The 16,195-nt window shown below is 63.3% G+C and carries 8 protein-coding genes; all 8 read left to right on the forward strand.

What is annotated here, in order from left to right:
- A partial coding sequence (locus BV106_RS24145; protein WP_038169062.1) for a Gfo/Idh/MocA family oxidoreductase occupies positions 1-1,110 on the forward strand: 1,110 nt, incomplete at its 5' end.
- A 73-nt stretch (positions 1,111-1,183) separates the two neighbouring features.
- Positions 1,184-1,948, forward strand: a complete 765-nt coding sequence (locus BV106_RS24150; RefSeq protein WP_038169063.1) for a hypothetical protein — start codon at positions 1,184-1,186, stop codon at positions 1,946-1,948.
- A gap of 689 nt (positions 1,949-2,637) precedes the next feature.
- Entirely contained in the window at positions 2,638-4,701 is a 2,064-nt protein-coding gene (locus BV106_RS24155) for a PAS domain-containing hybrid sensor histidine kinase/response regulator (RefSeq protein WP_051946259.1), read from the forward strand.
- A gap of 216 nt (positions 4,702-4,917) precedes the next feature.
- The gene (locus tag BV106_RS24160) at positions 4,918-5,931 is read left to right on the forward strand and encodes a MoxR family ATPase (RefSeq protein ID WP_038169064.1); all 1,014 of its coding nucleotides are present in this window, start codon (positions 4,918-4,920) and stop codon (positions 5,929-5,931) included.
- 99 nt (positions 5,932-6,030) lie between these two features.
- Entirely contained in the window at positions 6,031-6,927 is an 897-nt protein-coding gene (locus BV106_RS24165) for a DUF58 domain-containing protein (protein WP_038169065.1), read from the forward strand.
- Positions 6,928-6,988: 61 nt separating this feature from the next.
- On the forward strand, positions 6,989-9,142 hold the full coding sequence (locus BV106_RS24170) for a BatA domain-containing protein (protein ID WP_038169066.1): 2,154 nt from the start codon (positions 6,989-6,991) through the stop codon (positions 9,140-9,142).
- A gap of 34 nt (positions 9,143-9,176) precedes the next feature.
- The gene (locus BV106_RS24175; RefSeq protein ID WP_265596028.1) at positions 9,177-11,522 is read left to right on the forward strand and encodes a hypothetical protein; all 2,346 of its coding nucleotides are present in this window, start codon (positions 9,177-9,179) and stop codon (positions 11,520-11,522) included.
- Between the two features lie 49 nt (positions 11,523-11,571).
- Entirely contained in the window at positions 11,572-16,194 is a 4,623-nt protein-coding gene (locus BV106_RS24180) for a hypothetical protein (RefSeq protein WP_265596029.1), read from the forward strand.
- The last annotated feature ends 1 nt before the right edge of the window (position 16,195 follow it).

The following is a 16,195-nucleotide window of genomic DNA, read 5'->3' on the forward strand; positions in this document are numbered from 1 at the left end:
CAGACCGACATCGAAGCCGTCTTCATCGCGACGCCGGACTTCCTGCACGCCCCCTTCAGCCGCCAGTGCCTCGAGGCCAAAAAGGCCGTGTACTGCGAGAAGATGATGTCCAACACCATCGAAGGTGCCCGGGACATGGTCAAAGCCCAGCAGGAAACCGGCGGGATCTTCCAGATCGGTCACCAGCGCCACAGCAACCCGCGCTACATCCACTTCCGCGACAACATCTACCAGGGGCCCAAGCTCCTCGGTCGTGTCACCCACGCCTACGGCCAGTGGAATCGCGGCGTCTCCGCTTCCAAGCCCCTCTCCCCGCCGAAGAACCAGGAAATCCCCTCGGACATCCTGGCCAAGTACGGCTACGACAGCATGGAGGCCTTCCTCAACTGGCGCTGGTACAAGAAGTACGGCGGCGGCGCCATCTCTGACCTCGGTGCTCACCAGATTGACATGTTCAACTGGGTGTTCCAGTCCAAGCCCACCTCGGTGTACGCCGCAGGCGGCATAGACTACTATGACGGCAAGGAAGGCCGCGCGATGTTCGAGTACCCGGACAACGTGATGACCATCTATGAGTATCAGCTCCCGACCGGGACGGCGCGCGCCTACTACCAGGTGCTCACCACCACCGGCTCTCAGGGCTACTACGAGAAGTTCATGGGCATCAACGGCAGCGCCATCATCTCCGAGAGCCCCACGTACAACCAGATCTACGCCGAGCCGGACAACGACTGGACCCAGTACTCCACCGGGGACCATCCCGCCGTGGTGCAGGCAGGTGACGACGTGAAGAACAAGTTCTGGGAACAGTCCCGCAACTGGGACAAGCCCAAGCCCCCGTCGTACGATCTTGGCCCTCTGGCCAAGGCCCTCGCCGACGTGCGCGAAAGCAAGCCGCTGGCCCGCTGGGAAATCCCGGTCACGCTCAGCCGCTTCCCCCACTCCCCCCACATCCAGAACTTCATCGAGTGTACCCGCGCCAAGACTCCGGACAAGCTCACCTGCCCCGTGCAGATGGCGTTTGAGTCCTGTGTGACGGTGCTCACCGCTCTGAAGTCCATTGAACAAGGTGCCAAAGTCACCTTCAAACCCGAGGACTTCGTGGCCTGATGCCCCCTTGGACTGTGGGGTGGCGACGCCCCGCAGTTGCCCTCCTCAATTCTTAACGATCCCTGAACCCAACATGAAACTGAAGTCGAATACACTCCTCCTGGGCGGCCTCCTGGCCACCTCGATCATGATGTCCTCCTGCGGCAAGAGCGGAGAGACCGCCACCAACGGCGCACCTGCTGCCAACGGCACCTCCTCCCCCGCAGCTTCCGCCACCACACCTGCTGGTGACCTCGTGGACCTGACTCCCGAGTATCCCAAGCCGATGTTCATTGGCACCCCGGTCCCTACGGGTGACATCCCGAACCTCGAGAAGCCTGATCCAGAAGCAGTGAAGGCCCGCCTCACGCTGAAAGTGCCGAAGGGCACCGAAAACGTGGCCAAGGGCAAGAAGGTCACCAGTTCCGACCCCCTTCCGATCATCGGCACGCTTGACCTCGTCACCGACGGCGACGCCGACGGCTCCGATGGTTGCTACGTCGAGCTCGCTCCTGGCGCCCAGTGGGTCCAGATCGACCTCGAGAAGGAGTACGACATCTGGAAGATCCTCGCCTGGCACTTCCACAAGCAGACCTCCATCTACTTCGACGTGAACGTGCAGGTGAGCAATGACCCCGAGTTCAAGACCGGCGTCACCACCCTCTACAACAACGACCACGACGACAGCTCCAAGCTCGGCAAGGGCGAAGACAAAGCCTATGTGGAAACCAACCATGGCCGCCTCATCGACGGTAAGGGCACCAAGGCCCGCTACGTGCGCCTTTCCAGCAACGGCAACACCGCGAACGAGATGAACCACTACATCGAAGTTCAGGTGTACGGCACCCCGGCCAAGTAAGGTCAGCGCCAGTCTCTGTTATTTCAAAACCGCCGCAAGCCCCTCGCTTGCGGCGGTTTTTTGTTGAGCGCCCTCGGTAACAGGAGCGAGGGACATTCCTGTCCCGGTTCGCCCCAAACGTCCCATGACGTCTCATCGAACCTCCGGCAACCAAGCCATCCAGCACGTAGGGTGACCGCCTCCGCTCCCCATTTCCGGTTCGATCCCGACACAGGACTGCCGAAAGCGGCGATTCTCGCCGCACTCCCGAAGCGACTTCGTCGCCAGGCGTTGCACCTCTCATTTCCCTCCGAATCGCACGAGCCTCCGACATCGCTGGCCTACATCGCATCCCCCGTGCTCCCGGAAACAACACCTGAGCGCGCAGCGCTTTTGGGACTGCGGTGAGCATCACCGCTTTCGCAGCCCTTGTGATCTCCTCACACCCACCCGCCCTCACCAGCGCCCCTCCATCCCTCCATCACTCAACCCCTCCATCACTCCTTCCCCACTCCACCCCACCCCGCACCTCAGTCCACCACTTACCTCATACCCCTCACCTCTCACCGCCCCACGCCCTTACTCCTATATTGTCTCCCAACAACACTTGCCGCCCTCCCCCGCGCCCTATATTTTGAATCTTGCATTAATTTGCTTTTCCCGTTCATCGCACTAAACGCTAACGCAGAAACCGCGCCCACGACCTTCGAGTGATCGAGCCAATCCGACAGCTTTTTGACACCTCCGGCTTCCCTGCACGCTGGCATTGCGGCGACTGGAGTGACATTCATGGCTGGCTCCATATCCTCTCAGACCTTGCTATCTTCGGAGCCTACGCTGCCATCCCCATCTCCATTGCCTGCTTCGTCATGGCCAAGGGGCGGGAAGTGGCTTTCCCAAAGTTGTACTGGCTCTTCGCCTGCTTCATCCTTTCCTGCGGCCTCACCCACCTTATTGAGGCCACCATCTTCTGGCACCCCTGGTACAGGTTCTCCGGTATGATGAAACTGGTGACCGCCGTGGTCTCCTGGTCCACGGTCATCGCCCTCATCAAGATCCTGCCCACGGCCCTAAACCTGCCCGGCATGGTCCGGCTGAACAACGACCTGATCAAAGAAGTGGCCGACCACAAGGCCTCCGAAGCTGCTCTCCAAGAGTCTTCCATCCGCCTCAGTCTGGCGCTGGAGCATTCCCAACTGGGAGACTGGAGTTGGGATGCCGCCACCAACACTGTCACCTTCTCCCGGCGCGCCGCAGAGATTCTGGGCGTGGTGCCAGAGGATCGCCACACGCGGGAATCCCTTCGCACCGACATCCACCCAGACGACCGGGAACCCGCCAGGCTCGTGGTGGACGAGGCCATTCGGACACGGACCAACTACGATCTGGAATACCGCGTCATCCGCCCCAACGACGGCAGAGAAATCTGGGTACATGCCAAGGGGCGCGGCGTCTATGATGCCCAGGGCAACATCCTCTCTGTCGTGGGCACTCTCGGCGATGCCACAGGCCGTAAAAACCGCGACCGCGAACGCGAAGAACTGCTCGTCAAAGAACGCGAAGCCCGCGCCGAGGCCGATCGCGCCAACCGCATCAAGGACGAGTTTCTCGCCACCCTCTCCCACGAGCTACGCAATCCCCTGAACGCGATCCTCGGCTGGGCGAGCATCCTCCGCGCCGATTCATCGAACCAGGAAGAACTTGCCATCGGGCTGGACGTCATCGAGCGCAACACCCAGCTCCAGGCCAAACTCATCGCCGACCTGCTCGACATGAGCCGCATCTTGAGCGGGAAGGTCCATCTCGACTTCAAGCCCACCAATCTCATCTCCCTGGCCAAGGAAGCGGTGGAGACCATCCGCATCATGGCCGAGGAGAAAAACGTCACCGTCATCGCTCCGGTGGATGCTCCGCCGGTCGTCGTGAGTGGCGACAGCGCCCGTCTCCAGCAGATCATCTGGAACCTCCTCACCAACGGCGTCAAGTTCACCCCGCCCGGTGGACGCGTTGAACTCTCCATCATCTGCGGGCAGGATCGGGCTGAGCTCGTCGTCACCGACTCCGGTGCGGGCATCGATCCGCTCTTCCTGCCGCATGTCTTTGACCGCTTCCGTCAGGGGGATGCCTCCTCCACCCGCATGTACGGCGGTCTGGGCCTCGGGCTCTCCATCGTCAAACACCTCACCGAGATGCACCACGGCACCGTACAGGTCTTCAGTGCCGGGGTCGGACAGGGCGCCACTTTTAAGATCACCCTGCCCCTCTTCCTGCCCACCTCCGAGTCCGGCGGCGAACTCTTCTCCGATCCCTCTGCCGCCATGGAGGAGAGCGTCGATCTCACCGGGACTGCGGTGCTCGTGGTGGATGACGTCCCAGACAACCTCGAACTCATGGCCCGCGTGCTGCGGAGTCGCGGGGCCACCGTCACCGCGACCCTCTCCGCAGCCGAGGCACTGGCGACGCTGAAGGCGCAGATCTACCACGTGCTGGTGAGTGATATCGCCATGCCGGAGATGGATGGCTTTGACCTCATCGTCGCCGCCCGTCGGCTTGATGCGGAGCATTGCGGCCACATCCCCGCCATTGCCCTCACCGCTTTCGCCCGCCCGGAAGACCGCGACCGGGCTCTCGCGGCGGGGTTTGATCACTTCTTGTCCAAGCCCGTGGATCCTGCCGAGTTGATCGCTGCCGTCTGCCGATGCACCGGGCGCGGCAAGCACACTCCCATCGGGGCAAAAAGGATCCGTCCCCTCCTTGATTCCACCTCCTCCTGAGGTCGCGCTGGCGTCCCGCCGCAACGCCGCTATAGGGTGACAGGACGCCCTGTGTGGATTCTAGTGTTTCAGGGCACGGCACCTGCGACACCCTCCGACTTGGTATTTGGACATTTCTTGTCCAAACTCTCCTCGGATTTGGCCCTGCGTGTGCAAGTTGTCACCCAACCAGATCGTTTTATCCTTCTTGCCGACCTCGCTCCTGTCACTCACCCCATGTCCACCCCTACCGATACTGAAGCTGCGCACATCCTGGTCACCGGCTATCAAAGACTCAAGGCAGAGCTGAGCAAAAGAATCGTCGGCCAGGACGACGTCATCGAGCAGGTGTTCATCGCAATGGCCGCAGGCGGACACGCGCTGCTGGAAGGCGTTCCCGGTCTGGCCAAGACCCTGCTGGTGAAGTCCTTCGCAGATGCCATGCACCTCGGCTTCCGGCGTATCCAGTTCACGCCGGACCTCATGCCGGCCGACATCACTGGCACGGAGATCATTCAGGAGGATGCGGACACCGGACGCCGCAAGCTCATCTTCATGCGCGGGCCGATCTTCTCCCAGATCATTCTGGCGGATGAGATCAACCGTACGCCGCCCAAGACACAGGCCGCTCTGCTGGAAGCCATGCAGGAGCACAGCGTCACGGTCGGCCAGGAGACCTTCGCCCTGCCCCGCCCCTTCTTCGTGCTGGCCACGCAGAACCCGATCGAGCAGGAAGGCACCTATCCTCTCCCAGAGGCGCAGAAGGATCGTTTCCTCTTCCTCATCAAGGTCGCCTACCCCACCCGGGATGACGAGCGCGAGATCCTCGCCCGCACCACCGGCACCATCTCCAGTGTCATCGAGCCCGTCCTCAGCGGCGAAGAGCTGCAACAGGCGCAGACGCTCGCCCGCCGCGTCCCGGTGCCCGATCACGTCACGGACTTTGTCCTGGATCTTGTCCGCGCCACCCGAACCACTGAGGCGGGCGTCTCCAGCTATGTGAAGCAGATGGTTGGCTGGGGCGCAGGCCCTCGTGCCAGCCAGCACCTCATCCTCGCTGGCAAGGTCCGCGCCCTCCTGCGGGGCCGCACGCACATGACGGTGGATGATGTCGAAGCGCTCGCCTACCCGGTGCTGCGCCACCGCATCGTCCCCACCTTCCATGCCGAGGCTGAAGGCGTCACCGTGGACCACATCGTGAAGCACCTGCTGGAGAACACCCGCCGTCCTCAGGGCTCCCGCGTGCTGTAGTTCCGGCGCGCAGCCGTCATCCGTACGCCGCGGCGACCCTCCCGCCCCAGTCACGCCGGGCCGCTGCTCCAGGATTTCCTAGATCCCCTTCCGCTCCTCATGGCCAAACTCTCCGATCTCCTGACAGCAGAAGACCTCGTCCAGCTCACGGGGTTGCCGCTGTTTGCCAGGACGGTCATGGAGGGCTTCTCCACCGGTCAGCACGCGTCTCCGCACAAGGGCTCCAGCGTGGAGTTCCGCCAGCACCGCCCCTATGTGCAGGGGGATGAGATCAAACGGCTGGACTGGAAGATCTTCGGCCGGAGCGACCGCTTTTACATCCGCGAGTTCGATGAGGAAACGAACCTGCGCGCCACCGTCCTGCTGGATTCCAGCGGCAGCATGGCCTACCGAGGCACCAAGGGCGCGATCAAGTTCGAGCACGCCCGGAAGGTCGCCGCCTCTCTCGCTTATGTTCTCACAGGGCAACAGGATGCCGTGGGCCTGGTCACGTTCGATGACAAGGTGCGGGAGTTCATCCCCTGCCGCACCAAGACCAGTCACCTGCATCACATCCTCGATACCCTCCAGCGCACCCAGCCCGGCGGCGAGACTTCCCTCTCCGCAGTGCTGAGGAATCTCGCGTCCCGCTTGAAGCGTCGCGGCCTCCTCCTGCTGGTATCGGATTGCTTTGACGACGCCGAGCGCCTGATCCAGTCCGTGGGCGCGCTGCGCAAGCAGGGGCATGAGATCATCGTCTTCCAGGTGTGGGACCGGGATGAGCTGGACTTCCCCTTCTCCCGCTGGGCCCGTTTTGAGAACGCCGAGCGGACCGAGGATTCCCTGCTGCTGGATCCTGCGGCAATCCGTCAGCGCTACCTGCAGGTGCTCCAGACCTTCCGCGAGCAGCTGCTGGAAGGGCTGCGCCGGCATCAGGTGGACCTGGTCCCCATCATCACTGACGAACCTTTGACGGAAGCCATCAAGGCCTATCTGGCCCTCCGCATGCGCCAATGATCCCGGCTTCCTCTATCATCTTCCAGCCCGTCGCCGTGCGTCCGCCACGACCCGCCGCCTCATGAGTTTCCTCAACCCCATTCTCCTGGCGGGGGCGGCTGCGTTTCTCATACCGCTCATCATTCACCTGCTGAACAAGCGCAAGGTGATCACGGTGCTTTGGGGGCCCATGCACCTGCTGCACGAGGCACTGCGGCAGAAGAAGCGCAATGTGAAGATGGAGCAGAAGCTCCTCCTCGCCGTGCGCATCAGCATCCCCATCCTGCTGGCACTCTGCCTCGCGCTCCCCGTCCTCAGCGCACTCAGCCAGCTCCCAGGATTCGACAAGACCTCCCTCCTCGTGGTGCTGGATAACAGCTTCTCCATGCGCGCCCCCGGCACAGGAGGCACCGCCCGGGACAAGGCTCGCAACGATCTGCGCCAGACTTACACCACGCTCAGTCGCGGTTCAGACACCGCCGTCATCCTTGCGGGTGCGCCACCGCATCGCCTCACGGCCGAGCCCACCTCAGATCTTGAGGCCGTGCCCACGCTGCTGGAGAATGAGCCCAGCCTGGGTGGTCCGCTCGCCCTTCAGGACACTTTCCAACTGGTGCAGGCAGACCTTGGCAAGCTGGCCACTCCCGCCCGGGAGGTGCTTCTGGTCTCAGACTTCAAGTGGTCCGACTGGCGTCAACTCGCCGAGGGCGGCACGCTGCCGGCGCTGGAGTCGATCTTGAAACAAGAGCGCCCGCCGCTGGTCACCTTCCTGCGCAGTTCCGGGGACACGGAGTCGAACCTCGCTGTGGTCTCCGTCGAGCCCTCGGCCTTTGTCGTGGCCCGCGGTCAGATGATCGCCCTCCGGGCCCGCATCCAGAATCACGGCCCGCAGGCCTATCAGGATGTCGCCGTCCATCTGGAGGCCAACGGGGCCCGGTTGCGCTCTACTCGCGTCAGCGTTGCGCCGAATTCGGAGTCCGTCATCACCCTCACGCACACCTTTGACGCACCGGGTGATCAGGCCCTCACCGTGCGGGTGGAGGGGGACTCCCTCCCCGATGACAATGCCTACTCCGTCATCATCCCCGTACGGGAGCAGGTGAACTGCCTGCTGGTGCGCGGGAAATCACGCAGCGGACCTCTAGAAGGCGCCACCGATTTCCTGGAGATCGGTCTCACCCCACATCAGAGCGCCGCCACCACCCTCAAGGATGTCATCCGCACTGGCGTGATCGATGACCATGCGATGCGGGACAAGACACTCGACGGCAGCGAGGTTGTGATCCTCGCCAACGTGAATCGCCTCAACGACCGCCAGGTGCAGGAACTTGAGGAGTACGTGCAACGCGGCGGCGGCCTCATCATCTTCATGGGCCCGGACATGGACATGCGCTGGTACCAGGAAAAACTCTACCAGAACGGGAAAGGCCTGCTGCCCTGCACGCTGAACGGCTTCGGCCATGTGGACGAGGGGCAGACTCCCGCCCGCATTCTCAACCAGCGCCACACGCACCCGGCCATCACCTACTTCAACGAAGCCCGCGGGATGCGCCTCCAGGACGCCGCCTTCACTCACTGGGTGAAGTTCGACAAGGTGGAGGGAGATGCCCGCCCCATCCTGAACCTCGATCGCGGGGATCCCCTTATGGTGGAGAAGCCTCGCGGCAAGGGCCGTGTCATTGCCGTGGCCACCACGGCCAATGCGCAGTGGAGCAATCTGCCCCTGCAGCCCGCCTTTGTCCCGCTCATCCAGCGTCTGGTCACTTATCTGGCCACCCAGAATGCTGCTCCACAGAGCCAGATGTGCGGCACCGTACTGCGCGCCTCTCTGGGTACGGAGCAGGTCAAGGGCAACTACGAGCTCAAGGACCCGATGAGCCGCACCCGGGAGGTCACCCCGCGGGCCGACCGGGACGGCGTGATCTTCGTGGACCACAGCGACACTGCGGTCCCCGGGATCTACGAACTCCGCGCCAAGAACGTTCCTGGAGCACTCGTGCGCCGCTTTGCCTTCAACCTCAATCCGGCGGAGTCGAACCTTTCCGCCATGCCGGAGGAGAACATTCGCGCGATGGCCCAGCGACTCGGCGCATCCTATGCCAGCAGCCAGGATGAGTACGCCCGGCTGGATCGCACGCGCCGCCACGGAGCCGAAGCCTGGCAACCCCTGCTCTTTGCCCTGCTCCTCTTCCTCTTTGCGGAGGTGTTCCTCCAGCAGCGCATCTCCCGTGCGTAGTTTCCCTAATCCTGACACCTGACAGTACTTCTTCGTGACGCCTTCCCAGACAGAAACTCAACTCCGTTTCACCGGTGACTGGCCCGCCATGCCGGTGCTCGGCGTGGCGTTGGCTCTGGGCGTGCTCATGTTCTTCCTTTATCGTCGGGAGTTGCGCTTTCACACCGGCGCCGCCCGTTGGTTGCTGCCGCTGCTCCGCTCGCTCGCCGTGGTCCTGGCGGTCCTGTGTCTGGCGGGCCCCATCCTGCGGCACATCGATACCTACCGCCAGCTCGGGCGGGTCGTCCTGGTCGCGGATGCCTCAGCGAGCATGAGCTTCTCTGACGACACGCCGCAAGCGGGAAAACCACCCGCCCCGGCGCCAGCCCCCGCCCTTCCCGCCGGATCCGTTGCCTCCTCGAACGCAGGCACCCGTTTCGACCGCATGGAGACGGCCCTGCTGGACCCCAATCACTCGATGGTGAAGAAGCTGGCGGAGAAACACGATGTCGAGCTGTTTGCCCTCCGCGGCTACCGGGCGGAGCGCCTCTGGTGGCATCGCCAGGAAGGCAGCGATGTCTCAGGCGATCTGCCGCACCACTTCGAGTTCAAGCCGGAGGCCACCGCGACCAATCTGGACCAGCCCCTGCGCGATGCCCTGGGCCCCAATCCCGCTGGAACCGCCCTGGTCATCCTGACTGATGGCCAGCACAATGGCCCCGGCTCGCCGGAGGAGATGGCAGCCGGTTTGCGGGACAGCGGCATCCCGGTTTTCACCGTGGGTTATGGGAGCGAACTCCCGCCTCCGGATCTCGCGATCCTCAACGTGCAGATGCCGGAAGCCGTCTTCGCCGAAGACCGCGCCGAAGGCACCCTGGTGATCAGCGACACCCTTCCCGCCGGACTCGGTGCCAGCATGAACGTGCTGCAGGGCAGCAAGGTCCTCTGGCAGCAGACCTTCACCACCACCGGCGCGGGAGAACGCCGTTTTGACTTCAGCTTTCCCGTTCGGGACCTCGTGGGTGATCCCAAGCAGTCCCTCCGCACGCTGACCGCACGGGTGGATGTGAATGGCGTCAACGCCTCGCAGGACAAGATCGCCAACAACAACAGCCAGACCCTGTCCTTGCACCTGCTCAGCCGGAAGCGGCGGGTCCTCCTGCTGGACGGCCGTCCCCGCTGGGAAACCCGCTACATTCACAATCACTTCGACCGGGACGAGCGCTGGGACGTGGTGGCCGCCTTCGATACCTTCACCCGCGGCCAGGGTGGCCAGGTGGCCGAGGCCTTCCCGAAGACCAAGGACGATCTCATGAACTTCGACCTCATCATCCTCGGCGACCTCCGCCCGGATGCCCTGAGCGAGGAGCAACAGTCGCAACTGGTCGAGTTCGTGGAAAAACGCGGCGGCGGGCTCATCTTCATCGACGGTCGGCGGAACCATCTCCAGGCCTGGCAAAGCACCAAGGCCGCCACTCTTATTCCCGTGAAGTGGAAGGAGCAGGGCTCCCCGGCCGCCGCGCTGGACTACAGCCTGACCGAGCAGGGCCAGACCATGGAGGCCCTGCGCCTCAGTGACTCCCCCAGCACCAATCCCAATCTCTGGACCCGCCTTCCCAAGCCCTTCTGGGTTTCCCCGGCGGAGCCCCTGCCAGATGCCGCCGTGCTGGCGAAACTGGGAAACAACACAGTCGAACCACTGCCCGCCCTGGTGTGGCGTCGCTTCGGTGCCGGCAGCGTGGTCTGGCTGGGTACGGATGAGCTCTGGCGCTGGCGTTATGAGGTCGCGGACCAGCATCACCAGCGCTTCTGGATGCAGGTCGCCACCTGGGTGGCAGCTCCGCCGTTCATGGTGGAGAACGATCGCCTCAGCCTCGGCACAGACCGCCTGCGCTATCAGGAGGGGGATACGGCAGAGCTTCGGGTGCGTCTGCGCACCGCCACTGGCACCACTGTCACCGAGGGCAGCCCACGGGCTCACGTCTTCCGGAACGGGCTGGAGATCGCCAGTCTGGAACTCGCGCCCGATCCCTCCCACGGCGGCGTTTTCCGCGCCATCACCGGCACCTTGCCAGCGGGCGATTATCAGCTCTCTGTCAGCGAGGGCAGCGCTCCCGCTCATGACCTGCGGCTGGGTTTTCGCGTGGAAAGCCAGGCCAACAAGGAATGGAGCCAGCTCACCCTCAACCGTCCCCTCCTGGAAGGCATGGCCCGCGTGAGCCAGGGTCGCTTCCTGCGTGAGGGAGATATTTCCCAGCTTCCAGATCTGCTGCAGCAGCTCGACCGCATGGAAACCCGCACCACGGAGACCAAGCTGTGGCACAGTTGGTGGTGGTTCGGCGCCGTCATGCTGCTCCTCACCCTGGAGTGGATCCTGCGAAAGGTCTGGAGGCTCGTCTGAGCCCGACGAACGCTCCAAGAATAAACTGCCCTCAACCGTATTAATGCCCATGAACACCACCCTGCGCCCTGCCACCGTGGATGCACTGGCCAGCTTCCGGGAACGGCGCACCAGGCTGCTCATGATGAAGGCAGGCATCGCAGCGGCCCTCGTCCTGCTGGTCCTGCTCTTGCTGGTCGCCCTGCTGGATCGCGCCACCTTCATGCCAGACAGTCTGCGGCACGGGCTGAGTTACGCCGGGTACGGCGTGGCCCTCATCTCCGCCTGGTGGCTCGGCATGCGCTTTGTCAGGGAGGCGCGCGGGTTGTTCGGTGCGGCTCGCCTCCTGGAGGTGGCCGACCGGCGCATGCACGAAAAGCTGCTCTCGGCCGTGGAGTTGTCCCGGGAATCCACCGAGAACCTTCCGGACTCCCCTGAGTTCCGATCCCAGCTTCAGGAAGATGTCGCGGGTGAGCTCAAGGACTTCCAGGCGGAAAAAATCCTCCCCACCTCCCTGCTGCTGCCCTGGTTCAAGGGGCTGATCCTCCTCTTCGTCGTCATTGTCGCCCTGTCTTTTGTTCCCGAGCTGCACCTGGCGGGCTTCATGGCACGCGCCGCGCTGCCCTTTGCCAATCTCTCTCGCCCCTCCAGCACCAAGGTGAAGATCGTCACCCCTGTAAAGGCCGATGTGGTGGTGCCACTGGCTTCCAGCGTCCCGCTCGCGGTGGAGATCACGGGGAAGATGCCCAAGCGGATCCTTGTGGAGACCCGCATTGGAGACGCCAAAACCTCCAAGATGGAACTGACGCACAATGGCGGCTCTCGCTATGAAGGCACCGTCGGCATCGGTCAGGAGAGCGTAGAATACCGCATCATCGCCGGAGATGCCATGACCGCCTGGCACACCTTCCATGCCCGGCCCCGCCCTCGCATTCTCGAGTTCACCAAGACCATCATCCCCCCGGCGTATTCAGGTCTCCAGGAGCAAAAGCTGGTGGAAGACCACGGTGATCTGACCGCTCTGGAAGGCTCCACCGTGAAGCTCTCGATGAAGGCGAATCAACCGCTGGAGAAAACCGCCGCCTATCTCCAACCCACCGGCACCATCTTGCCCGTCACGCAGGAGACTCCCTCGATGCTGGCACTCAATGTTCCCTTCGATGGAAAATCGGATGCCTGGCAAATCGCCCTCACGGCCCGGGCCACCGGCTTCACCAATGACGAGGCCTCGCCCTGGCGCGTTAAGACTGTCGTGGATCAAGCACCCAGTGTCGGCATCACCCAGCCCCAGGAGCAGATTGAGACGCGCAGTGATGACACCGTCGAGCTCGTCGGATTGGCCGATGACGATATTGGCCTCGCCAAAGTGTCCGTAGCCCATGCCATTAACGGGGCCGACTGGAAAGAGACCATCGTGCAGGAGAAGGCGGGAAAGCGGCTGGACATTCACACTGCCATCAAACTGGCCCCGCTCCCGGTCAAACCCGGCGACTCCGTCATTGTGAAGTTCGTAGCCGTGGATCTCAAGGGCCAGAAGGCCGAGTCTTATCCCGTCCGTCTGCTGATTGTTGAAGACAAGCTCAACCTCGCCCAACGCGAGCTTGCGGCCGAACAGCGTCGCCTCGCCGCCAGCGCCAAGGCCCTGGCCGAGGAAGTGCGTGACCTCCGCAAGGAGTCGGAAAAGGTTCGTGCCTTTGACAAAAAGCAGCGCAAGAACGACGAGCAGGAACAGCAGGCGGAGGCGGCCCTGGCCAAGATGAAACAACATCTGGCCGCGGTGAATGAAAGGTCTGAGGAACTCTGGAACAAACTCAAGGAAACCGCTCAAAAAGCCGACAATCCGCTGAAGGCCATGGAGCTCAATCTTGCCGGCCAGCGTCTCGCCGAACTGCGCGGTCAACACCTCAAGGAGTTGCAGGAACAGAGTCAGGCGGAGGACATGGACGAGCGTCAGCTCAAGGACGCCGCCAACCAGCTCTCCAACGATGCGGAAACGGTTTCTCAAGCCTTGGAAGCCTTCGCCGCTGCCGACTCCGCCAAAGCGGTGCGCGAGGCCATGGAGCATCTCGCCCCTCAGCAGACGAAGCTTGCGGAGAAGGCCATTGACGCCAATCGCAACCCTGAAGAACGCGGCAAATGGCAGGAGCAACAGCGTGCCGCGCTGGCAGCTGCGGCCAGTGCGAAAAAGGACCTGGAAGACCTCAAGTCCGCGATCCAAGACCACCGCAAACGGGATGTGAACCAGCACATCGAAAACTTCGACAAGAAGATGCCCGCGGTTCAGAACTCACTGGATACCGCCAAGCAGCACCAGGCCCCCGAGTACCTCTATGGTCAGGCGCATGAGCTGCGCAATGCCGCCAATCAGGCACGTGACGCCAGCCGCTGGTTCGCGGATGAAACCTCTCAGAAGGCCCAGGAGATGCGGGAGCGGCTGCTGAGAGATCAGAACCCAGCCCTCGCCGCCGTGGACCAGGCTCGTGACCAGATGTCCCGCGCTGCCAATGAGAAGAAGGAGCAGAAAAAACAAGGCGAGCCGTCCAAGGATCAGGCCGCCGACCGGCTCGAAGCTGCCGCCCGTCAGTTCAAGGACCAGAGCGAACTCCGGGAGCAAAATCACCAGACCAACAACCAGGCCGCGCTGGACAAGAACCGGATGGGCCGCGCCTTGCAGAATCTCGCTGAGGAACTCCGCCGCACCGAGTCACCGGAGCAGATCAAGGCCGTCTCCGACAAGGCCCGACAGCTTGTGGAATCCGCCCGCGCCCTGGAGTCAGACGCCATGGCCCAAGACGCCGCCGCCTCCCTGCAACAGGCCAAGGAGTCCGCCCTGGCACAGCAGGCTCCTGAAGAGCAACTGCCGGCCGCGCAAGCCGCCGCCAATCAGTTGCGCCAGCTCCCGGATACCCTCCGTCGTGCCCAGTCCAACAACGAAGCTGCCAGCGCCGCACAAGAGGCCGCGAACAATGCCCAGTGGCAGCGCGACGAGACTCAGAACCAGCTCCGTCAGCTCGCTGACCAGAAGCAGAATGGCCAACAGCCCCAGCCGGTGCCGCCCCAGCAAAACCGGGCTCTGGAGGCCAATGCCAAAGCCGAAGCCAAGCTCGCAGAAGCGATCAACCAATTTGCCCCCAAGGTGGCCGCGGCCCGGGAACAGGTGGATGCGATGACCCCCAAGCTGAGCGAGCTGGCCAAGAACACGGCCGACTCCCTTCAGCGGTCTCAAGAACAAACCCAACAAACTGCCCAGGCGGCCGAGAACAACCAGCCTGCCGAACAGACTGCGCAACAAGCCAACGCCCTGATGCCCCAGGCCAAGGAAGATGCGCAGAAGCTGGCTGACCTGCAGGCCGCCCTGCGCCAGGAAGCCAATGCCGCAGACATGCAGAAGGAGGCGGACCGCCAGATGGCCCGCGCGGCCGATGTGGGCATGGCGCAGATCCGTCAGCAAACACCGCAAATTGCGCAAAACCTCCAACAAGCCGCTCAGGCCCAACAGGCTCCGCAGCAACAAGCCCAGGCGCTGAAGAACGCCGCCCAGGCTCAGAAACAAACGGCTCAGGCGCTGGACCAGCTCGCTCAAAATCTACAGAAGATGGAGCAGGGTCAGGCGCTCCCCGAGGACGCGCTGGCCGCCCAGCAGGCCGTCGAGGAGGCGCTCGGTATCAAACAACCCCTGGATGAGAGCTACCAGGAGGCGCAACAGATCGCGAAGATCATGGAGCAGGCCCAGCAGGACCCCAAGAAGGCCCTCGCCGCGCTGGAACAGGAACTGCAAAAGAACCCCCAGATGAAGCGGGCCCTAGGTGAACTGGCGGAGAAGACCGCCCAGGAATCCCAGTCCAATCTGGAACTGGCCCAGAGCCAGCCGCAGATGGCCCCGCTGGCCACCTCCATGGGCGCACATGACCTGGCCCGCGTGGCCCGTCACCAAGAGCGGCTCCAGAAAGAACCCGCCGCCAAGAAGGTTGCCCAGGCCAGCGAGCAGATTAAAAAACTGGCTGACGCAGTGAAGAAGGATCCCTCCCAAATGACGCCGCAAGCGGCGGAACAAGCTTCCAAAGCAGGTCAGGAAGCCCAACAGGCGGCAGCGGAGACGGCGTCATCCCAAGCGGAGTCCACTCCCGCACCCAACTCCTTCTCGGAGGCTGCCAAGGGCTCCATGCTGGCTCAGGCTCTCGATGAGCTCGATCAAGCGGTGAACCCGATGGAAGGGGGTGCCCAGCAACCCCAACCCGAGGCTCAGCAGGGCCAGGCCAGCAGTCAGCAACCGGGGCAACAACCCGGCCAGCAGCCCCAGCAGGGTCAGGGACAGAATCCTCAGCAGAACGCGCAGCAAAACGCCCAACAGAGCTTGGCTCAGGCGAATCAAGCCCAGGCCCAGCAGATGGCGCAAGCCCGCGCCCAGGGCATGGTCCCCGGCCAGAAGCCCCCGGCTTCCCCGCAACAGGCCAGCCAGACGGCCAAGGGGCCCAATCAAGAGCCCGCACCCGATGCCACCGGGAATATGACGCAGGGGCAGGCCAATCTCGTCGTCCCCGTGCTCGGCGCGACCCAGGCAGGCGACTGGGGCCACCTGCCCACCCGCATGGCCAAGGACCTCAGCGAGGCCTCCCGTCAGGAGCCTTCGCCCGAGTACCGCGCCGCGATCGAAAGCTACTACAAGGCCATTGCCGAGAAGGCTAAAAAATGAT

The organism is Verrucomicrobium sp. BvORR106 (assembly GCF_000739655.1).
Lineage (GTDB): Bacteria > Verrucomicrobiota > Verrucomicrobiia > Verrucomicrobiales > Verrucomicrobiaceae > Verrucomicrobium.